This window comes from Priestia sp. YIM B13489 (assembly GCF_042787645.1).
GTDB lineage: Bacteria > Bacillota > Bacilli > Bacillales > Bacillaceae_H > Priestia > Priestia megaterium.
In genome coordinates this window covers 1,933,066-1,954,907 of record NZ_JBHZOQ010000053.1, presented here as the reverse complement: position 1 = coordinate 1,954,907, position 21,842 = coordinate 1,933,066, and the positions used below count along the sequence as shown (strand labels likewise).

The window sequence follows — 21,842 nt, the reverse complement described above, 5'->3', positions numbered from 1 at the left end:
GCAAATGGAAAAAATGCTCCAAATCAAAAACTTACACGTACAGTTTTCAACTTACGGAGGGCGAGTTCAAGCTGTAAGAGGCGTTAGTTTTGATTTACATAAAGGAGAAACACTAGCGATTGTCGGAGAGTCAGGGTGCGGAAAAAGCGTGACATCTCAAAGTATTATGAGGTTAATTCCGACACCTCCGGGCAGGATCACAAGCGGATCTATTTTATTTAAAGGCCAGGATTTAACGAAACTATCAGAAAAGAAAATGCGAGACGTTCGAGGCGCTGATATTTCGATGATTTTTCAGGATCCCATGACTGCGCTTAATCCAACTCTTCGCGTAGGTGAGCAAATTGCAGAAAATATTATGCAACATGAAAACATTTCAAAAGAAAAAGCCAAAGAAAAAGCATTTGAAATGCTGGAGCTAGTCGGAATTCCAAATCCCAAAGAACGCCTAAAGCAATATCCTCATGAATTTAGCGGGGGAATGAGACAGCGTATTGTCATTGCAATGGCTCTTGTATGCAATCCCGAAGTGCTAATTGCTGATGAACCTACCACAGCTCTTGACGTCACGATACAAGCGCAGATTTTAGAATTGTTTAAGGATATTCAGCAGAAAACGGATGTCTCTATTGTTTTAATTACCCATGATTTAGGTGTAGTTGCTCAGGTAGCTGACCGTGTTGCCGTAATGTATGCAGGAAAGATTGTAGAGATTGGAACAAGAAGAGACATCTTTTATACGCCGCAGCATCCGTATACAAAAGGATTGCTGCGTTCAGTTCCTCGGTTAGATTTATACGAAAGTGAACTTGTGCCTATTACAGGATCACCTCCCGATTTATTTGCACCTCCATCCGGATGTTCGTTCGCACCTCGCTGTCCTTACGTAATGGAAGTATGTGACCGCATGTATCCTACGTCAACAAAGCTGAAAGAAAGTCACCAAGTGCACTGCTGGCTTCAAGATGAGAGAGCCCAAAAATTTGTAACAACTATAAGCTAGATTTATAGATGAATAGAGAACTTATGAAAGAGGGGGAAATGATGAAAAAAATAGGGTCTTTACTAATGATGTGTGTACTTACATTTGCACTTGCTGCCTGTACGGCCACAAAAGATTCAGGCGCGGAGCCAGAAAAGAAAAGCAGTACAGCAAAAGAAGACGGTAAGGTCCTTTATATGAATAATGGCGCAGAACCTACGTCTTTTGATCCGCCTATTGGATTTGATTCATATTCATGGAATATGCTTAATAACTTAATGGAAGGGCTGACTCGTTTAGGAAAAAGCGATGAGCCTGAAGGAGCAATGGCCGAGAAATGGGATATCTCTGAGGACAAAAAGGTCTATACGTTTCATTTACGAAAAGATGCTAAATGGTCAAATGGAGATGACGTGAAAGCAAGTGATTTCGTATTTGCTTGGAAGAGGCTGTTAGATCCTAAGACGGGTTCACCAGCGGCATTTTTAGGTTATTTCATCCAAGGTGGAGAAGAATTTAATACGGGTAAAGGTAGTGCTGATCAAGTAGGGGTAAAAGCGCTAGATGACAAAACCTTTGAAGTTACGCTTAAGAGCCCTCAAGCCTATTTCTTAAGCGTAGTTTCCAATCCAGCGTTCTTCCCAATTAATGAAAAAGTAGCAACAAAAAATCCGAAATGGTTTGCAGAAGCAGACTCGTTTGTTGCTAATGGTCCCTTCAAATTAACTCAATGGAAGCATAACAATAATCTAGTCATGGAAAGAAACGATCAGTATTGGGATGCTGAAAATGTAAAGCTTGACAAGGTAAAATGGGCAATTGTTGAAAATACAAACACAGAATATCAAATGTATCAAAATGGAGAACTAGATGTTTCTGAAATTCCATCGGATTTAAGTGAAAAGCTGCTGAAAGATGGAGATGTTCATATCGAAGACCAAGCGGGAACTTACTTCTATCGCTTTAACTTAGATAAAGAGCCCTTTCAAAACAAAAATATCCGTAAAGCATTTGCAATGGCTGTAGATCAAGATCAAATTGTTAATTTTGTTACAAAAAATAAAGAAAAACCAGCTCGTGGGTTCGTATCTTACGGATTTAAAGATGCAGATGGAAAGGATTTCCGTAAAACGGGCGGCGATTTATTAAAAACAGATAGCAAAGAAGCAAAAGTACTTCTGAAAAAAGGAATGAAAGAAGAAGGATATAAAAAGCTGCCAGCTATTACGCTAACATACAGTACAGACGATACGCATAAAAAAATAGCAGAAGCACTGCAGCAAATGTTCAAAGAAAATCTAGGCGTAGATGTGAAGCTTGCCAATATGGAATGGAATGTTTTCCAAGAAGAACAAAAAGCGTTAAAGTTTCAGCTGTCACGAAGTTCATTTTTAGCTGATTATGCAGATCCAATTAACTTTTTAGAGAGCTTCCAGACGGGTCATTCAATGAACCGTACAGCTTGGAGCAATAAAGAATATGATGAGTTAATTAAACAAGCTATGAACGAAACGGATAATAAAAAACGTTTTGAGCTTATGTATAAAGCAGAAGGTATTTTATTTGATGAGATGCCAATCATTCCTATCCATTTCTACAACTATGTGTTTTTAATAAAAGATAACGTATCTGGAATTGTTCGTCATCCTGTTGGCTATTTAGATTTGAAGTGGGCAGATAAACAGTAAAGTGGAACTTTTCGTCAGAGGGGATTTCAATACCCTTCTGACCCAAGTTTCACTTTCTTCATTTCTTTACACAAAAGGAGTGTAACAAATGATAAAACCAAAACCATTACAAAAAGGTGATACAGTAGCTGTTATTGCACCTGCTAGTCCGCCTAATCAGCACAATCTAAAAAAAGGAATAGAATATTTAAAGGAAATAGGATTAAACGTAGTAACAGGCGCGCATTTATATAAAAAAAACGGGTACTTGGCAGGGACTGATGAACAGCGAGCAGCCGATATACATGCGATGTTTGCCAATAAGAAAGTAAAGGCAATTATTTGTGCATGCGGAGGTTACGGGACTGCTAGACTTGCCTCGCAATTAAACTACGATTTAATTAAGCGAAACCCAAAGGTTTTTTGGGGATATAGCGATATTACGTTTTTACATACGGCTATTCATCAGCGCACAGGTTTGGTTACCTTTCACGGGCCAATGCTTTCGTCGGATCTCGGAAAAGAAGATGTTCATATAGAGACGAAGCAAGCTTTTTATCAATTATTTTCTCACCGTTCTTTGTGCTATACGGATCAAATTAGTCCCCTCGACACCATTTGTGAAGGAGAAGCAACTGGTCAGCTGATAGGAGGAAATCTGACTTTGCTGGTAAGCACGCTTGGCACACCATTTGAGCTAGATACAAAAAATCGAATTTTATTTATTGAAGATATTGATGAAGAGCCGTATGAAATTGACCGCATGATGACACAGCTGTATATGGCCAATAAACTGCAGGATGCAGCGGGAATTATTATGGGAGATTTTCATAACTGCTATCCTAAAAAACGTACGGAGTCGCTTTCTTTAGAAGAGGCATTAACAAGTTACCTGACTTCTTTAAAAAAACCTGTGATGAGAGGGTTTCGCATCGGGCATTGCTCGCCTCAAACAGCTGTGGCGATTGGAAGCTATGCCACGATGTCGACTTATGAACGAATGGTGGAATTTGAATCCGGTATTACATTACCAAAAGATAAAGTCGAACGCTGAAGGTTAAACCTGCGGGGAGGATAAATAGGTGATGGATAAAAAAACGTATTACGTTTGTGTAGCTGTGGCGACTGTTTGGACTTCCTATGACTCTAGCAGAGAAATAGATGACAATGCAATAAGTGTCCCAGTAAAACTGGATAAATGGCTAGAACAATTAACGTATACACGCCGGTTGGAGCTTTGTGAGAAAAATTTAGTTCAAACGCAGCTGTTACTAGGAGAAGAAGTATATGTAACAGAAATGAAAGGTAAATGGGCAAAAATCGTTATTCCTTCTCAGTTTTCTTCTAAAGATGAAAGAGGATATCCCGGGTGGGTTCCTTTTCACCAACTGATTTCTCAAACTGAATATTTTCCGTTGAATAAACCAACGGCGGTGGTATCAGCAACGATTGCGACCCTGCACCTAGCGGAAGAAGCCTTGCAAATTAGTTATCAAACGCAGCTGCCTCTTTTAAAAGAAGATAAAGAATGGCTAGAAGTTCAAACGCCGGTTGGCAGTGGGAGAATAAAACGTCAAGATGCTGTTGTAATAGAGGATAGAAACCGTAAAGTAAAAGGAACTGGGGATAGGATTATTGCAGCAGGAGAACAGTTTTTGAATCTTCCATATTTATGGGGTGGCATGAGTGCCTGGGGATATGATTGTTCCGGGTTTGCCTATGCTACTCATAAAGCAAACGGATATCTTATTCCAAGGGATGCAACCGATCAAGCAAGGCAAGGAAAAGAAGTGGGGTTAGCCTCTATTCAACCTGGAGATTTGCTGTTTTTCGCTCATGAAAAAGGTGAAGGGTCTATCCACCATGTTGGTATTGTGCGCCCTTAAGGGCTCAAAAGGATTCTACCTTAGCAAGGTAGTAGGCAAAGAACACAGAAAGCCTATCGTCACCTAACTTATCCGGATGGGAAACCAATGGGGAGTGTAGCATGTTAGGAAAGCTATAAGTTACCAAGTTACCATGGTAAGACTGAATAGCAAGGCGAAATGTTATAAACAAGGATGAAAGCTAAACTGCTTGAATGGCAGCCCGAGCGAGTATAACATGGCTTACGACGAAAGGTAACTAGAAGACGTCGTATAACTCAAGGGGAGGACTAATAAATGCCGAGTCCTTCCGAGTGTTTCAGAGTTACGCAGCCCTAATGAAGGGAAAAGGACGAACGTCACATCCGACATTATAACAAGCTATCCTTAGAGTACTAAAAGGGGATTACCTAAGTTGAAACGCCTACTAATTAGGCTATTGAGGATGATACCAAGTGGTAAAAAGCAAGGTATGTGGCTCATGAAAATTCAATAGGGTAACGGAGCTTCCGTAGTAGTCGGAGATAGGGAAAGCCTATTACATGGCGAAGGGAAGCAGCTTAATCGTTTAATACAATATATGGAGGGAGCGTGAGGCTTCATGAGAAGTCCAAGTAGCGTATTAAACAGTCTAGCTTCTAAATCTGAAGACTCTACTTACATCTATAAGCGCCTCTACAGAAATTTATATAATCCTGAGTTTTACTATATTGCATATCAAAAGGTTTATGCAAAACAAGGAAATATGACACAGGGTGTAGATGGAAAGACCATAGATGGAATGAGTCTTAAAAGAATAGATGATCTCATTGAGGCGTTAAAAACTGAGTCTTATCAACCTAAACCCGTTAAAAGAGTATATATTCCAAAGAAAAATGGAAAACGTAGACCACTAGGTATCCCATCAATGGATGATAAGTTAATTCAAGAAGTAGTTAGAATGATACTTGAATCAATTTATGAAGGAACATTTTCTAAATCTTCTCATGGATTTAGACCTAACAGAAGTTGCCACACAGCACTAATGGAAATTAAGAAACACTTTGATGGAACAAGATGGTTTATAGAAGGGGACATTGAAAGTTTCTTTGACAATATTAATCATCATAAACTCATTAGTATCTTGAGAAGAAGAATTCAAGATGAGAAGTTTATTAATCTCATTTGGAAGTTCCTTCGTGCTGGATACCTAGAGGTATGGGAATACCACAAAACATATAGTGGGTCACCGCAAGGTGGAATTATCAGTCCTATCTTAGCCAATATTTATCTAAATGAGTTCGACAAACATGTAGAGCAAATAATAACTAAGTTCAATAAAGGTATCCAAAGGAAAGTAAATCCTACTTATAGCAAAATCAATAAAAAATTGACCAAGTTAAGGAAGGTTCTACAAGAGGAAGAACTTAGTGAAGATAAACAGAGGGATATCATACTTACGATTAAAGAGCTAAGGGAAGAACGGAGCAATACACCTGTCGTAAAGCCGCACGACGAAGACTTCAAACGGATGTACTATACAAGGTATGCGGACGACTTCTTGATAGGAATGATTGGGGATAAGCAGGAGGCTTTACAAGTAAAACAAAAGTTAGCTGAATTTCTCAAAGATGACCTCCAGCTAAACCTTTCACAAGAGAAAACATTGATTACTCATTCCAGTGATCCAGCTCGTTTCTTAGGGTATGATGTGATGATTTCAAGAAACCAAGATCGGAAAATGTGCAAGGACGGAAGAATGAGAAGAACTAAGTCCTATACATGCACGTTAAATGTTCCGCACGAAAAATGGGTTGATAAACTAAAGGACTTAAGGGTTTTAAAAATAACGCCAAATGGCACTTGGAAACCAGTACACAGAACTAGTCTAATACATCTAGATGATTTAGAAATTCTTCAAATCTACAATGCCCAAATTAGAGGAATGTATAACTACTATAAGTTAGCCAAAAACGTGAGTGTACTTAATAAGTTTTACTACCACATGAAATATAGTATGTATAAAACGTTCGCTAATAAATATAAAACATCCATAAATAAAATTACTAATAAGTACTGTGAAAATGGAGTGTTTACAGTAACCTATTCCACGAAAAAAGGAGTACAGAAGAGTATGTTGTACTCTGAAGGTTTCACCTGTAACACGAAAATCAAAGCTAATGAATCATATGACTTATTAGTGAACGAGCAAAAAAATAAAGGAGAAACAAGCCTGATAGATAGGCTTAAAGCAACTACATGTGAGTGGTGTGGTAAAACAAATATTCCTCTTGAAATGCATCACATTAGGAGAATCAAAGACCTAAAAGGAAAAGCCAAATGGGAAAAGTGGATGATTGGAAGAAGACGTAAAACTGTAGCACTGTGTCATGAGTGTCATCGAGATTTGCATAATGGAAAGCTAGACTAAGGTTAAGTGGAGAGCCGTATACACCGAGAGGTGTACGTACGGTTCGGAGGGGAGTTCTTGGAAACCTATCGTAGTGATGCGAAAAGGCGCTGGGTTCTTACCTTACTATTATGGTGAAGGAAAAATGCTTCATTCACCTAAAACAGGTAAAACCGTTGAACTGATTGAATTAAAAGAAACGCTTTATGAAGAAGAGCTGTGCGCAGCCCGGCGCTATTATTAGGAGGTGGCAGTTATGACAGCGAAGCATTTGTTAGAAGTAAAGCAGCTGAGCAAATATTTTTCGATTACGAATAAGCAGGTTTTGAAAGCAGTAGACGGCGTGTCTTTTCATATTTCAAAAGGAGAAACCTTTGGACTTGTTGGTGAATCCGGCTGCGGAAAATCAACTGCGGGGCGAACAATCATTGGGTTGTATAACCGTACATCAGGAGAGGTGCTTTATAAAGGGAAAAACGTGCATGAGCTATCAGAGAAAGAAAAATTTGCTTTTCATCGTAATATGCAAATGATTTTTCAAGATCCATATGCTTCACTAAACCCTCGTTCTACCGTGAAGGAGATTATCTCAGAACCAATGGAGGTTCACGGACTTTATTCGAATAAAAAAGAGATGCTGAACCGCGTGTATGAGCTGCTAGAAGATGTCGGGCTAAACCGTGATCATGCCAATCGCTATCCTCATGAATTCAGCGGCGGGCAGCGCCAGCGTATAGGGATTGCGAGAGCTTTAGCACTAAATCCAGAATGCATTATTGCAGACGAACCTATTTCTGCTTTAGATGTGTCTGTACAGGCTCAAGTAGTTAATTTATTAAAAAAACTCCAAAAAGAAAAAGGGTTAACCTATTTATTTATTGCACATGACTTGTCGATGGTAAAGCATATAAGCAATCGTATTGGAGTTATGTATTTAGGGCATTTAGTAGAATTAACAACAAGTTCGGAGCTGTATCAAAAACCGCTTCACCCTTACACTCAAGCTCTACTGTCAGCTATTCCTATCCCTGATCCTGACGTGGAGGATAATCGGAAGCGGATTGTTCTTAAAGGAGAATTACCGAGTCCAATTAACCCGCCCTCTGGCTGCGTGTTTAATACGCGCTGTCCTCTTGCAGTAGCAGCCTGTAAGACTCAAAAGCCAGAGTGGCAGGAAGTTGAAGACAATCACTTTGTATCCTGTCACTTATACAATCAAAAGATAATGAGTAACAACTATATTGAAACAGCTGCGACAAAATGATGGAAAGAGCGAGAATGAAAATCGAAGATGCAGTTACTACATGGAAGCGGAGTAATAATGGACTTATACGTATTCATATTGAAGGAAAAGAATCCATACAGATTAATTCTTTTATCCAACAACGAGCAGCAAGTACAATCAAGCTGCTGCTTGCAATAGAAGCGTTTCGTCAAATTGATGCGGGCATCTTGGCTTTAACATCTGTCATTCAAAGAATGGAAAAAAACACGGTTGGCGGAGCAGGCGTACTTAGAGCTCTTCCGCGGTTAACACATATTAAAGTAGAAGAGCTGCTTACCCTTATGATAATTGTTTCTGACAACACAGCTACAAATGAACTCATTTCTTTAGTAGGATTTGAAAAAATTAACGAATGTGCTAAAAATCTAGGATTAAAGAAAACCGTTTTAAACCGCTATATGATGGACGAAATCGCTGTTGAAAAAGGGATTGATAATTATACGTGTGCCTCTGACGTAGTAAAGTGTCTAAGGGAAATATATGAAGGAAACCTTTTGCAAAAATCTAGTCGCGAAAAAATAATGAGAATGTTAGAAATGCAGCAGTTTCAGCATAAGCTTCCAGCACGTATAGGATCAGCGTTTCAAGCTGCGAATAAGACTGGAGAACTACAGGGAGCAGAACATGATAGTGCTATTCTCATGCGAGGTAACGAAACATATTATGCCGTTGTTTTGATAGATGGACTAAGTGACAATGAACAGGGAAGGAGATTAATTGCTGATATTGGATATCTTCTGTCATCTAACATCTAAAAATCTTTTGACCATATACTTCAATAAGCGGAATTGGTTTGCTCCCTTTTATTTAATGTCTTCTATCAAAGAAAAACTCACATTTACTAATAATAAATACTTATCTTCTCAGATTTTGGCGAGATCGTTGTTTGCTGTGCTGGATTTGTGCTAGTAATAGATAAACATGTTCTTTTTCATAAAATTTTATGAAAAAATAATGATAAATCATTCATCCTATACCAACTTATTCATATTTTTTATATAATAGAATAATAGTATATATTTTAAACGAATAGTGAATGTCTATGCAAAACAGCAAGGAGCATGAAATTATTCGATTCATAAATGGTGGTGTATGTATGGCAAACGAACATGTAATGATAGATATTATAAAAGCATTTAAACGCAATTCAACTGAATCCATTGCTATGGATTTAATTAAGGAAGTGCGAGGGACATTTAGTCCATTACCTAAATATATAGCGGATTTAATTGATGAGCTGAGAAAATTAAATTTAAAAGACGAAGTGATCAGTGTCATCTTGTATCAATCTGTATATGTGGCAGATCATCAATTTAATATTAAAGATACCATTACCAATCGTCAGTTTGTAAAAGATACAATTGAAATGGGCAGAAGATGGGTGCATCAGTACGGCCGAATTGAAACAGTAGAAGAAGCAATTCATATTGCAGAGCAAGTGTCTACAAAAGAGGACTTGCCTCATCATTTGCAAACAGCAACAATTGACGAAAAAATTACGCTTGAGGTGCAGCTTGATCATCAAACGTATGAAATGTTAAAAAATATAGCCGTTTATTATGATCATCATTCCTATGAACAGTCAATGACTGTAGCAATTAATCGTTTATATACGCAGCTGCGCGATGCACAATCAAAAAATAGTTAAATGTCAAATCTCACATGTTCCGTGCACCATGTGAGATTTTTTAAGATGTGAAAGAGGCGCAGATGAAAATGTCTTGTTTCATCATTCACCAAAAGGAGGGAGAACATAGATGAGGGTATATTTATCTCCTCTTCAAAAAAAAGATGCTTCTAAAGTTTTTGAATATTGGTCGGATGAAGAGGTTACTAGATATATGAATATTGAGCCCTTTGCGACGCTTTATCAAGCGGAAAGCATGATTGCACTTCTCCAAAGTTTGACGAAAGAAGGGAAAGCAACACGCTATGCTATTCGATTAAAGACTTCCGATGAGATCATTGGAACCTGCGGTCTAAACCGTATTGATTATGTTAAAAAGCAAGCAGAGATTGGGTATGATTTAGGCAGACCTTTTTGGAAAAAAGGTCTCATGACAGAAGCGCTCTGCCTTTTGCTAGAAAAAGCTTTTGAAGAGTTTCGTATACAAGAAATTGAAGCAAAAGTTGATCCTAATAATAAAGATTCAATTACTCTTTTAAAAAAATTTTCGTTTCAACTAGAAGAGGCGTATGAGTCAGATGATTGTACTTGTTTATACACTGTCAACAAGGAAAAAGTGAGCGCGATATTGTCAGGACGTTCAAAAGGTAAGAAGTAAATCAAGCATAAGTTCTTTTGAAATAGTAAATATTTTTAGGCCTTAACCGATAACAAAGAAAAGAACGAATTGAAGGAAGGTCATGAATGAATCATCATACACATTTACTAGAAGGGACGTACAATGAGTTACTCGTTACACTCTCTTTCCTTATCGCTATTACTGCGGCGTACGCTTCTTTTGGGTTAGCTAATCGTGTGAAAATTTCCCGGGCAAAATTTATTCAGTTTTGGTTAATCAGCGGGGCATTTACATTGGGGATAGGCATTTGGTCAATGCATTTTATCGCCATGCTTGCTTTTCACCTGCCCGTAGATGTTTCATATAATTTATGGTTTGTTCTTCTCTCAATCTTGGGAGCGATAACGGGATGTTATATAGGTCTCTACCTCATTCACAAACAAAAGAAAAGTATAAAAGCACTTATCATTGCAGGGAGCTTTATGGGAGCGGGAATTGTTTTTATGCACTATTTGGGCATGATGGCTATGGAGCCAATTATGATTTCGTATGATCCATTTATCGTTTTTCTCTCTATTCTTATTGCTGTTGCTGCTTCTAATACAGCTTTGTGGCTTGGTTTTTATTCAAAGCTAAATGAAGGGAAGCTTACCGTTTTTGCTAAGGTTATTTGTTCTACTATTATGGGCATTGCTATTGCAGGTATGCACTATACGGGCATGCAGGCAGCTTCTTTTTCAGGAATGTCAATGTCTGAACACTCAAACGGTTTTGCCTTAAATCCAATATATTTATCCGTCGTTATTGTTTTTTTTATTGTCTGCCTCTTTACGGCTGTGTTTTTAACCATTTTTATGGATCGACGCGTACAAAAACAAGAAGTTTTAAAATGGGCTTTTTTTGAATCCGCTCTGGATGCTATTTTGGTGATCGATGAAAAAAGACATGTTTTATCGCTCAATTATGCAGCGGAAACGCTTTTCTCTCTTAAAGCATCAGATGTAATCGGGAGTAATGTTGTTAAGCTGCTGCCCTTCTACGAATTTTCTTCTCTACAAGATGGACGAACTGAGCACTCCCTTTTGATAAGTAATAGAGAAGTTACGGTTGAGATAACGGTGATGGCGGTAGGAATTGAAGAGACGGTTGAGTATATGTTGTATATCCGCAATATGACGCAAGAGCGTGAAGCGGAAAAAACGTTGATTGAAGCAAAAAATCGCTATGAAAACTTGTTTTACTCCTCTCCATTGGCAATTATGGTCCATCGAGAAGAAGAGGTCGTGTCTGTGAATGATGCTATGATTCAGCTTTTAGGAGTAACGGAAGACCAGCTCGTTGGTAAATCGTTATATGATTTCTTTTCATCTGAACAAGTTCCCGATATTAAAAAAGGATTGAAGGCAGTAAAGGATAGAAATGATGAGCCAAGATCTCCATTAGCTCAATTGAAAATGTTTAATGCGTTAGGTAAGGAACTCTTTTTAGAAGTAAAATCTACGCTCATTCAAATTAATGGAGAGACGCTTTTTCAGACAGTAACTAGAGATGTAACGGAACAGAAAAAAGCTCAAGAATCGCTTCAATATATGGCTTTTCACGATATGCTAACAGATTTACCAAATCGAAGTATGTTTTCAAGCATTGTAGAGAAATCCATTGATTCAGCAGCTGCTTCAGGAAAAAAGCTTCATTTCTTATTTTTAGACCTAGATCGTTTCAAACAGGTAAATGACACGCTTGGTCATCATGCTGGAGATCAGCTTATGCTTCAGGTTGTTGATCGAATGAAGAGCTGCATAAGAAACCAAGATGTGCTTTCGCGTTTTGGAGGAGATGAGTTTTTAGTTTTACTGCATGATAGGACTGATGAAGAAGTGAAAAAAATCTGTCAATCATTAAATGACTGCTTATCCACTCCTTTTGTAGTGCTATCGAGAGATGTTTATTTAGGGGTAAGCATCGGAGTTAGTTTATTTCCTAAAGATGGAAAATTGCTTGAAGTGCTAGTTCGCCATGCTGATTTAGCGATGTACGAAGTCAAAAAACAAGGGCGTAATCATTATCTGTTTTATCAAAAAGAAATGCAGGTTCATACTACGCGACGAATGAGAATTGAAGATGGGTTACGCAAGGCTTTTGAGCTGGGCGAAATGGAGCTTCACTATCAGCCGAAAGTCAATATTCAAAGTGGCCATATTGTTGGAGTGGAGGCTTTAATCCGGTGGACTCATGCCGAGATGGGCGTCATTTCTCCCGCAGAATTTATTCCGATTGCTGAAGAAACAGGCGTTATTGTTACACTGACGAAATGGGTATTAAAAAAAGCGTGCCATCAAAATAAGTATTGGCAGCTTCAAGGACTTCCTCCCTTAAAAATGAGTGTGAACATATCAAGCGTGGATTTTGGCACAACTGATTTTGTTGATTATGTGTTAGGTGTCTTGCGTGAAGTAGAGTTAGAATCAAGATATTTAGAACTTGAAATTACAGAAAGTGTAACGATGAAGCATGTTGAGCAAACAATCGAAAAGCTACAAATCTTAAAAGATGCAGGAGTATTTATTTCAATTGATGATTTTGGCTCAGGATACTCCTCGTTTAGCTATATTCAGAAGCTGCCTATTCATACGCTGAAAATTGACCGGTCTTTTATTAAAGATTTAGATCCTAATACAACGGAAGTATCGATTGTCAGAGCCATTATTACACTAGCCAAAAGTTTGCAACTATCCGTCGTAGCAGAAGGTGTAGAAGAAGTTGAACAAGTAGAACTTCTTCATAAAGAAAAATGTGATGAAGTGCAGGGATACTATTTCTCCAAACCGATTTCAGCGGAGGAATTTTATGAGAAATTTCATAAAATCGAAGAAAAAATGGAATTTGTTCATTAATGTAAAAAGCCGTTCTTATTTAAAAGAACGGCTTTTAATTATTGGTTATTTCGATATACATAAGGGTCCTTTGGAGCCTGCTCCCGCTTCACTTTTGTTACTTTCAAAACAGGAATGGTTTTTTTGAACGGCTGATAATACATTGTACTGACTTCACCTGTAACAGTTGCCCAGTCATCATTTTTAAAAGCAGCGTCATCTGGAAACTCAATGAGCATTCCAAACACCCCTGAATCTGCAATACAATGAATAATACCAAAGCGAAAGAGAAAATACTGATTCTTTTTTAGCTCCTTCGTTTGATACATAAATCCTTTAAATGAAATGGTTTTGCCACTGAATTGACCAGGATATCGGTAAATAGTTTCCATTGCATTTAAAAATTCCTCATCTTCTAAGTTGATATTCTCTCCTTTAGAAAATTTTTTAAGGTCATGATGAATCATTTGGTCATAGGCTTCTTCGCCGTAAAAAGAACTTGTATCCGGCTGTAAAAATTGATGAGAAGAATAAGGATCTTTTTTATCATAAATAGGAAAATGAAATCCTTTAGCTTCAACAATGTTAGAATCAAGAGTTGCGACAGGTAAAAATAAGACAGTGAATACAGGTAAAATATAAATTGGGTACCATGCTCTTCGTTTCCATTTGCTTTCTTGATGGTTATGGGCGCATCCGCAGCTACAATCATCATCATGTTTTTTAGGGCCTATCATGTAAAAGATTAATTCTGCGATAGTTAAAAACCAAAGTACAAAGATAGTACCAAATGAAATCCAAGAATATTTCATATTAATATATTTTGAGATATCCCCAGTTGCATGAAGGTGCATGAAGATGAACGTAAACCCTATTAAAATTAAAATACGAATCATGCTAAATCCCTCCTTATTAATGAACAATTAAGATCGAAACAATAAGTACTAAAATAAAGACATAAGCCAAAAGTGTAAAGACAAATTTAGTCTTAAACTGGCCTAGCATCATCAGCGTATTCTTAATGTCAAACATTGGGCCGAATACCAAGAATGAAACAATAGCACTGTCTGTAAACGTACTGCGAAACGAGGAAGCGATAAACGCATCTGCAGAAGAGCAAAGCGATAATACATATGCAAGTCCCATCATTACCGCGTTTGATGAAACATCGCCTTGACCTAATGAAAATAGAGTAGATGTCTTAACAAACGTCTGCATTCCGGCTGCAATTAATCCTCCGATAATCAGAAATTTCCCAACAGAAAAAAACTCATCAATAGTATGACGGGTAGCTTCTGAAACCTTCGCACTCATTTTTTTGGGGGAAGTATGCAGGTGAACCTCACGTTTCGTCTGAGGTGTTTTAAACTGAAAACTTAAAATGAAACCTACAAGTAAGGAAACAATAAAAGCCACTCCTGCACGATACAATACTATCTTCCAATCATTACCGAAGGCTACAAAGGTAGAAAATAAAACAACTGGATTAATAATAGGACCTGTTAACATAAAAGGAATAGCAGCATAAAGAGGAACTCCTTTTGCCATTAAACGTCTAGTAATAGGAACAATTCCACATTCGCAGGCTGGAAAAAGAGCTCCAATCACACTAGCTAATAGGACAGCACCTATTTTATTTTTAGGAATAACTCGAGCCATCATTTCATCAGTTACAAAAATTTGAATAATTCCTGAAATGATCACGCCCAGTAATACAAAGGGAAGGGCTTCAATGAGAATACTAATAAATATAGTATTCATTTGTAATAGAGACGAATTCACTATCTTCACTCCAAAATTAAGATTATTTAAAAGTGCGTTAGTACAATAAAGTTGAATATGGTCAACTTACAGATAGTGTATCGTAAAAAAGGGAGGGAATAAAGCTTTTTCAAGAAAGGGATTAAAAGGATTCTTCTGTTATTTATTCAAGAAATGTCCCATATTACGAGAAAACTATTGACGCACCTTTAATTAACAGATAACATTGATGATAATGATTATCAGCGTCAAACAGAGTATATACATAGGAGGAAGCGTTAAAATGAAGCAAGTTAAAAAGATTAGACTTGCCAGTGTAGCTGCTATTGTTTCTATTTTATTTGTTCTAGCAGGATGCGGGTCAACTCAAAATTCATCAAAAGAAAATTCAGATAATAGTCAAAAGATATCTGTGCAGCATGAGCTGGGAAAAACAAAAGTTCCTGAAAATCCAAAAAAAGTAGTTGTGCTTGAACTATCCTTTGTAGATGCTTTGCAAGGTTTAGGAATGAAGCCAGTAGGAATTGCAGACGACAACAAAAAAGATATGATTGAAAAACTCGTAGATGGGAAGATCAATTATACTTCAGTAGGAACACGTCAACAGCCAAATTTAGAAGTAATTAGTTCCCTGCAGCCGGACTTAATTATTGCCGATGTGCAGCGTCATAAAGCAATCTATAAAGAATTAAACAAAATTGCACCTACAATTGAATTGAAAAGTCGTGAATCTACATATGAAGAAAATATAGATTCATTTAAAACAATTGCGAAAGCAGTAGGAAAAGAAAAAAAAGCACAACAGCGCTTAAATGAGCATGAAGAAACAATTTCAAAATTAAAAAATGAGTTAAAAGAAGAAAGTGGTCAGACAGTCTTACCAGCAGTTGTCAGAGATACTTCTTTCCAAGCGCATACATCTTCTTCTTATGACGGAGAGTTCCTTGAAAAGCTAGGATTGAAGAACGCTGTACAAGACAAAGAAGCATATGCTGAGATGAATTTAGAACAGTTGTCAGACATTAATCCAGATATTTTAATCCTAGCAAATAACGAAGGTAAACTTGTAACGGATGAATGGAAAACAAATCCTCTTTGGAAAAATTTAAAAGCTGTTAAAAATGATAAAGTTTTTGTAGTAGACCGTGATTTATGGACAAGATTCCGAGGAGTGATTTCAGCTGAGGCAATTGGAAAAGATACGGTTAAGTTACTAAACAATAAGCAGCAGTAACATAACAGAGTCTGACAAAGAGGCGAGAATAGTTATTCTATTCTTGCTTCTATTTGTTTAGAAAAGAAAACTGTAGAAAGTGTGTTGGAAATGACAAATCTTGTCCAAAAGCAAAAAATGAATAAATACATTGTGTTGGTAGCTAGCGTTTGTTTGTTAATCATTGGAATGATTTTGCATGTGGCTGTGGGATCTTCTGCTGTCAGCTTTACAGAAGTAATTAAGGCAATTTTTGCGCCTGATGACTCTAAGCAGACAACAATCGTACAGACGCTTAGACTGCCAAGAGCTGTGCTGGCAGCTCTTATTGGAGCCAGCTTGGCAGTTGCTGGAGCATTGATGCAAGCTATTACACGAAATTCGCTTGCCTCACCCCAAGTGTTTGGAGTAAATGCTGGTGCTTCATTAGCGATTGTAATAGCTTTTATTTTATTTCCTGACCTTACCTCTCAATCAACTGTTTATATTGCCTTTTTAGGGGCAGCTTTAGGAGGAATAACTGTTTATTTGTTCGCATCGGGCGGAAAGATAACTCATGTGAAACTAGCACTTGCCGGAATGGCTGTGCATTTATTTTTATCGTCACTTACTCAAGGAGTAATTGTGCTAAATGAACAAGCTACGGACGTTTTGTATTGGCTTGTAGGTTCTATTAACGGGAAAGACTGGACTCATGTGAAAATTCTTTTACCTTGGTCGTTTCTAGGTCTTCTCCTAGCTTTTGGATCATCTCGCTCTATATCGATCCTAGTATTAGGAGAAAATATGGCAACAGGATTAGGAGAAAAGGTAAAATGGATTCGCTTTTTTGCAGGTATACTAGTCATTATGCTCGCCGGTGCATCTGTTGCCGTTGCGGGGCCAATTGGATTTGTAGGTCTCATTGTACCTCATATAGCTAGAAAATTGGTAGGAGGAGACTACCAGCGAATTTTGCCATTTTCAGCTATATTAGGAGCCATTTTGCTTGTTTATGCTGATGTACTGTCTCGTTTCATTGCATATCCTTTTGAGTCGCCAGTAGGGATTGTAACAGCTCTTATTGGAGCGCCTTTCTTTTTATACCTTGCTAGAAAGGGGAGGAATATTAAGCAATGAAAAGAAAACACCCTTATCAAATGTTAAGTATCTTATTGTTAGGTTTAATAATTACGATTGTAATTAGCTTAGGGATAGGAGCCGTTTATATTTCCCCGGGAGAAATTTTTCAGCAAATAATTGGAAGTTCTCAAGGGAGTTCATTTATTTTAACGAATTATCGTATTCCACGCACCCTCATTGCTATTGTTGTAGGTGCGGCTTTAGCAGTAGCAGGAGCTATTTTGCAAGGGATATTAAAAAATCCACTAGCTTCTCCCGATGTTATCGGTGTCACAAAAGGAGCGGGGCTATTCGCCGTTTTTATCTTAATTGTATTTCCAACTGCTTCTGTGCTTCTGCTGCCACTTTCAGCTTTTTTAGGAGCAGCAGCTATAGCCGTTATACTTATGGTGTTTTCCTACTCTCAAGGGGCTAAACCTCATACGCTGGCTTTAGTTGGCGTAGCGTTAGGAGCTATTTGTCAGGCTGGAATTCAGTATTTTATGATTAAGTTTCCAGATGACGTGAATACAACTCTTCTTTGGCTCACAGGAAGTTTATGGGGAAGAGGCTGGAGTGAGCTTGGGATGTTAATTCCTTGTGTTGTACTCGTGCCTGTTATTATTATATTTGCATCTAAGCTCGACATTTTAAACTTAGGGGATGAGATTGCAGTTGGCTTAGGAGAGCGAACAACATACGTTCGTTATACACTATTGAGTATGGCTGTGATATTGGCAGGGTTATCTGTAGCTGTGGTTGGGTCAATTGGTTTTATTGGTTTAATTGCTCCTCATATTGGTAGGAGGCTAGTAGGAAGCCGTTCGAAGTTCTTGTTACCAGTTTCAGCAGCAGTAGGTGCTTTATTCCTGCTAATTGCTGACAGTTTAGGAAGAGGGGTTATGCCGCCCGTTGAGATTCCAGCTGGAATTGTAACAGCTGTTATTGGCGCCCCCTATTTTCTATATTTACTGTGCCGTGAACAGAAAAAATAGAGGAAAGGAGGAACAGTAATGACAAAATTAACTGCTGAAAAGCTTTCACTATCATATGATTCAACTTCAGTTATTCATAATATTGACCTTCACATTCCAGAAGGAAAGGTAAGTATAATCATTGGATCAAATGGCTCTGGAAAGTCAACAATCCTTCGTTCATTGGCTCGTTTATTAAAGCCTACAGAAGGAAGTATATATTTAAATGGAAAAGATATTCATCGTCATTCATCAAAAGAAGTAGCAAAAAAACTGGCTATTTTGCCTCAAGCTCCTGAAGCTCCTGAAGATTTAACAGTAAAAGAGCTTTGCTATTACGGTCGTCACCCTCATAAGGGCTTATTTGCTCGCTATTCTGCTGAAGATCATCAAATTGTAGAGGAGGCTTTACAGGCAACCAAACTGTCTGATTTAAGTCATCGTACACTGGATGCTCTCTCTGGAGGGCAGCGTCAGAGGGCCTGGGTTGCAATGGCATTAGCACAGGGTACGGAGCTTCTACTTTTGGATGAGCCTACCACATATTTAGATTTAGCTCATCAGATTGAAGTGCTTGAACTTCTTCGTTCTTTAAACCAAAAGAGAAATTGTACAATTGTGATGGTCTTACACGATCTAAACCAAGCAGCTCGCTATGCAGACCATTTAATCAGTATTTCAAACGGCCAGATTTACAAAGAAGGTTCTTCTGCTCAAGTATTTACAGAAGAAATGATAAGAGATGTGTTTAATTTATCTTCAACTATCATTCAAAATCCGGTTGATGGTTCACCTTTATGCATACCAACTGGAATCATAAAATAAACTGCATTTTAAAACAGCGTACTATTTTTGCATAGTACGCTGTTTTACATTTAAGGTCAGAGCTAACAGTTTATACAATACATAGATTCCAAGGTATGCCCCGGTTAATAAAAAAGCTGAATTTAAAAAGATTGCATGGATGCTCGTCATAAAAACAGTATGGTTTTTTAAGATACGATAGATAGAAGCAGCGGCTATATTTCCAAATACTAGCGCTGAAAGAAGGGCTAGCGTATTAAAAACTAGCTCTGCTCCTTTCCATTTGAGTGAGAAAAAGAGCATGATAATAGGAATAATGATACTTCCAGAAACTAACAGAAAAATCAATGGACCATCTCCAATACGTTATCTTATTACAGTTACATAAGATAATGTTTTTGCTTATCTTTAGATAGTCTTCCCTTTTTATAATCCGTTAAGCTTTTTTCTTCCATTTTTTACTTATATAAAAAAGTAAGATGATGGATAAAACCATTAAAATGATTTTGTCTTGCATAGATCCTTGTGAAAGATGATAAACCGAATAAACTTCAATAAAAAGCGCTGGAATTTTTCCAAGTGCGCTAGCAGAAATGAATACCGCAAAGGAGCCTTTTCCTACAGCGCTGAAGAATGTAATGAGGCCTGATGGAACAAAGGGAAGTAAACGCAAAGAAAGAATCAATACAAAACTCTCTTTCCCTTGTACGCGCAGCAGTTTCAGCGACTTGGAGTGAGAAAGTGTTTTTGTATGAACAAGTGTACGGAAACCTTTTCGATACAGCCAAAAAGAGAGAGCTGCACCTAAAACTTCTCCAATAAAAGAAAGTAAAAATCCGTTCCAAAAACCAAATAATTTTACGTTTGCGAACGTAAGGGGTGCACTTGGAAATACGCCCGTAATGCTAATAAGAATGTTCAAGAGAATGCTGATAAACCCAGCTGCTTCTAAATGTTCAAGCAGAAATGTTTGAAGATAGTCAGTCATGGTTATACTCCCATTTATGTTTTACTTGTAGGGCTATTTTAGATGGTTTTCTACTATTATATAATTTTTGGCATGAAATAAGTAGGTAAGCAGTTTATAAAAAACGAAACAGGGTAACTACTTACTAATGAAAGATGATTTACTGATTTGAAGGGATGGACAACTCATGTTGAAATTTTTGCTTGTTATTGTAGTGGTATTATTAATTATTATGATTTTTAAACGCTTTATCCGAAAATGAAAATGCTAACTAAGCAGCTCGTGGGATCTTTCTCACGAGCTCTTTTGCGGAGCTATTCAGTAGCTCAACAATACACTTTTTACCTGTGATGAATATCACTGCAGCTAGGGAAATGAAGGGGTAAGATAGAAATGGGAGGGAGGTATATGGAATTATTATTCTATCTCAGCACTTATTTATCAGGGGGAGCTATTGCATTATGGCTAATTAATGCAGCATTTAATGGATTATTAAAATAACAGAGGGAGAGAAAATGAACGATTCTAAAGGTATATTTAACGATAAAGAAAGAAAGCTTGCTCGCTATTTGGAGACGTACACAACTGAGCAGATTTTAACTGAAGCAGGCATGTCTTCGTCTGCTGCGCTATATGAGTTGAAAAAAATAAGATTACCGCGGGCAGTTGCTAATACGATTGTTTATTACGTACTGGCAACAAATAATCAAAAGCTGGTTATGTACAAACTGCTCATGTTAGCTGGCGTTTGTAAAAAGCTTGGCATTCAAGATGCACAGGCAGCCCTCACTTTTATCAAAAAATATTACGTTTGTCATCAGCATTTACACTAGAAAGTACATTTGTCTGAGGGGGAAAAGAGATGAATATTGTCCCGTTTAAGCAGCGTTCATCTGCAAAAAATGATCAAGGCAGAGAACAGCCGTTTCAATGTTTCATTGAGGGAGATCGATTTCAGTTAGATTTGTATATGACATATTTATTTCATCGCTGCCATTCTAGCAGGTATAGATATAACCGTGCTAACAGAAAGGGTAGGATGTAATGATAAAATACCAGTGGTAGCGGCTTCATTTTTCCTGATGGAATAATGAAGCCGTTTGTTGTGTTAGAAAGAATGATTTACTATGATGTAGTTAATGATAAAAGAAAAAGGAAGGGAAGGAACGTAATGGATTTACATAAGTGGGAATATTGGATTTCAAAGCTCGAGCTTCAGCCTCATCCAGAAGGAGGGTTTTATAAACAAACCTATCGCTCCAATGATGAAATTTCTGATAAAGAAGTGTCATCGCAGTTTGATGATAAACGATTTCTATACACGAGTATTTACTTTTTATTAAGGTCTCAAGATGTATCGCATTTCCACCGGCTGCAATCAGATGAACTATGGTACTATCATGGGGGAAGCCCTTTAACCATTCATATTATTTACCGCGACGGAACCTATCAAGAAGTAAAACTAGGTACAAACTTAGAAAATGGAGAAGTTCCTCAATTTTTAGTTCCAAGAGATACGATTTTTGGTTCCTCTGTGGCAAATGAGAATACGTTTTCTCTCGTTGGATGCATGGTCGCACCAGGTTTTGATTTCCGTGACTTTGAATTATTCACAAAACAGCAGCTGCTTGATGAATTCCCCGAGCATGTTGTGATCATCGACAAATTAGGGTACGATAAATTGCCAAATGATTAAAAAGCATGCATCTCGGTTT

Annotated in this window: 21 protein-coding genes and 1 pseudogene; 18 read left to right on the top strand and 4 right to left on the bottom strand. The window is 37.6% G+C overall.

Annotation, left to right across the window (positions count from 1 at the left end; all coding sequences use genetic code 11):
- The first annotated feature begins 4 nt into the window (after window positions 1-4).
- The 11 genes and pseudogenes from ACFX4W_RS15805 (at window position 5) to ACFX4W_RS15755 (ending at window position 13,328) form a co-directional block, all read left to right on the top strand.
- On the top strand, window positions 5-1,003 hold the full coding sequence (locus ACFX4W_RS15805) for an ABC transporter ATP-binding protein (RefSeq protein WP_043979402.1): 999 nt from the start codon (window positions 5-7) through the stop codon (window positions 1,001-1,003).
- Window positions 1,004-1,026: 23 nt separating this feature from the next.
- The gene (locus ACFX4W_RS15800; protein ID WP_237074793.1) at window positions 1,027-2,670 is read left to right on the top strand and encodes a peptide ABC transporter substrate-binding protein; all 1,644 of its coding nucleotides are present in this window, start codon (window positions 1,027-1,029) and stop codon (window positions 2,668-2,670) included.
- An 88-nt stretch (window positions 2,671-2,758) separates the two neighbouring features.
- The gene (locus tag ACFX4W_RS15795) at window positions 2,759-3,703 is read left to right on the top strand and encodes a S66 peptidase family protein (protein ID WP_043979397.1); all 945 of its coding nucleotides are present in this window, start codon (window positions 2,759-2,761) and stop codon (window positions 3,701-3,703) included.
- Between the two features lie 31 nt (window positions 3,704-3,734).
- A complete protein-coding gene (locus ACFX4W_RS15790) occupies window positions 3,735-4,535 on the top strand; it encodes a C40 family peptidase (RefSeq protein ID WP_377560541.1) in 801 nt (266 codons plus the stop codon).
- A gap of 580 nt (window positions 4,536-5,115) precedes the next feature.
- Entirely contained in the window at window positions 5,116-6,924 is a 1,809-nt protein-coding gene (locus tag ACFX4W_RS15785) for a reverse transcriptase domain-containing protein (protein WP_377238817.1), read from the top strand.
- Window positions 6,925-7,030: 106 nt separating this feature from the next.
- Window positions 7,031-7,147, top strand: a pseudogene (locus ACFX4W_RS15780) (peptidase); the annotation flags it as partial.
- Window positions 7,148-7,159: 12 nt separating this feature from the next.
- Window positions 7,160-8,167 carry an ABC transporter ATP-binding protein gene (locus ACFX4W_RS15775; protein ID WP_043979393.1) on the top strand — a complete coding sequence of 336 codons (1,008 nt, stop codon included), beginning with the start codon at window positions 7,160-7,162 and terminating at the stop codon, window positions 8,165-8,167.
- A 14-nt stretch (window positions 8,168-8,181) separates the two neighbouring features.
- Window positions 8,182-8,943 (top strand): serine hydrolase, encoded by a 762-nt coding sequence (locus tag ACFX4W_RS15770; RefSeq protein ID WP_237074687.1) that lies wholly within the window; start codon window positions 8,182-8,184, stop codon window positions 8,941-8,943.
- Between the two features lie 341 nt (window positions 8,944-9,284).
- The gene (locus tag ACFX4W_RS15765) at window positions 9,285-9,836 is read left to right on the top strand and encodes a hypothetical protein (RefSeq protein WP_013056190.1); all 552 of its coding nucleotides are present in this window, start codon (window positions 9,285-9,287) and stop codon (window positions 9,834-9,836) included.
- A gap of 109 nt (window positions 9,837-9,945) precedes the next feature.
- Entirely contained in the window at window positions 9,946-10,473 is a 528-nt protein-coding gene (locus tag ACFX4W_RS15760; RefSeq protein WP_280559317.1) for a GNAT family N-acetyltransferase, read from the top strand.
- Between the two features lie 86 nt (window positions 10,474-10,559).
- A complete protein-coding gene (locus tag ACFX4W_RS15755) occupies window positions 10,560-13,328 on the top strand; it encodes a bifunctional diguanylate cyclase/phosphodiesterase (RefSeq protein ID WP_043979388.1) in 2,769 nt (922 codons plus the stop codon).
- A 38-nt stretch (window positions 13,329-13,366) separates the two neighbouring features.
- Here the strand turns inward: ACFX4W_RS15755 and ACFX4W_RS15750 are convergent, their stop codons facing one another.
- Entirely contained in the window at window positions 13,367-14,203 is an 837-nt protein-coding gene (locus ACFX4W_RS15750) for a TIGR03943 family putative permease subunit (protein WP_028408025.1), read from the bottom strand.
- A gap of 16 nt (window positions 14,204-14,219) precedes the next feature.
- Window positions 14,220-15,089: a permease gene (locus tag ACFX4W_RS15745; protein WP_043979385.1), complete on the bottom strand. Its 870-nt coding sequence runs from the start codon at window positions 15,087-15,089 to the stop codon at window positions 14,220-14,222.
- A gap of 262 nt (window positions 15,090-15,351) precedes the next feature.
- Here ACFX4W_RS15745 and ACFX4W_RS15740 point away from each other — a divergent pair, with 262 nt between their 5' ends.
- The 4 genes from ACFX4W_RS15740 (at window position 15,352) to ACFX4W_RS15725 (ending at window position 19,181) form a co-directional block, all read left to right on the top strand.
- On the top strand, window positions 15,352-16,302 hold the full coding sequence (locus ACFX4W_RS15740) for an ABC transporter substrate-binding protein (protein ID WP_043979383.1): 951 nt from the start codon (window positions 15,352-15,354) through the stop codon (window positions 16,300-16,302).
- A 90-nt stretch (window positions 16,303-16,392) separates the two neighbouring features.
- Window positions 16,393-17,400 (top strand): FecCD family ABC transporter permease, encoded by a 1,008-nt coding sequence (locus tag ACFX4W_RS15735; protein WP_043979380.1) that lies wholly within the window; start codon window positions 16,393-16,395, stop codon window positions 17,398-17,400.
- A complete protein-coding gene (locus tag ACFX4W_RS15730) occupies window positions 17,397-18,377 on the top strand; it encodes a FecCD family ABC transporter permease (protein WP_280559318.1) in 981 nt (326 codons plus the stop codon). The genes ACFX4W_RS15735 and ACFX4W_RS15730 overlap by 4 nt, the downstream gene beginning before the upstream one ends.
- Window positions 18,378-18,395: 18 nt before the next feature.
- Entirely contained in the window at window positions 18,396-19,181 is a 786-nt protein-coding gene (locus tag ACFX4W_RS15725) for an ABC transporter ATP-binding protein (protein WP_043979376.1), read from the top strand.
- Between the two features lie 21 nt (window positions 19,182-19,202).
- Here the strand turns inward: ACFX4W_RS15725 and ACFX4W_RS15720 are convergent, their stop codons facing one another.
- Together ACFX4W_RS15720 and ACFX4W_RS15715 are read right to left on the bottom strand one after the other, a co-directional pair.
- A complete protein-coding gene (locus ACFX4W_RS15720; protein WP_043979375.1) occupies window positions 19,203-19,508 on the bottom strand; it encodes a hypothetical protein in 306 nt (101 codons plus the stop codon).
- An 88-nt stretch (window positions 19,509-19,596) separates the two neighbouring features.
- Complete coding sequence (locus tag ACFX4W_RS15715) at window positions 19,597-20,148, bottom strand: TVP38/TMEM64 family protein (protein WP_237074690.1); 552 nt, start codon at window positions 20,146-20,148, stop codon at window positions 19,597-19,599.
- Between the two features lie 494 nt (window positions 20,149-20,642).
- On the opposite strand from ACFX4W_RS15715, the gene ACFX4W_RS15710 reads away from it, so the two are divergent.
- The 3 genes from ACFX4W_RS15710 to ACFX4W_RS15700 all read left to right on the top strand — a co-directional run bounded on the left by ACFX4W_RS15710 (window position 20,643) and on the right by ACFX4W_RS15700 (window position 21,823).
- Window positions 20,643-20,960 (top strand): hypothetical protein, encoded by a 318-nt coding sequence (locus tag ACFX4W_RS15710; RefSeq protein ID WP_013056195.1) that lies wholly within the window; start codon window positions 20,643-20,645, stop codon window positions 20,958-20,960.
- Between the two features lie 29 nt (window positions 20,961-20,989).
- Window positions 20,990-21,172 (top strand): hypothetical protein, encoded by a 183-nt coding sequence (locus tag ACFX4W_RS15705; RefSeq protein WP_029324165.1) that lies wholly within the window; start codon window positions 20,990-20,992, stop codon window positions 21,170-21,172.
- A gap of 126 nt (window positions 21,173-21,298) precedes the next feature.
- Window positions 21,299-21,823, top strand: coding sequence for a cupin domain-containing protein (locus ACFX4W_RS15700; protein ID WP_013056196.1), 525 nt, complete (start codon window positions 21,299-21,301; stop codon window positions 21,821-21,823).
- The last annotated feature ends 19 nt before the right edge of the window (window positions 21,824-21,842 follow it).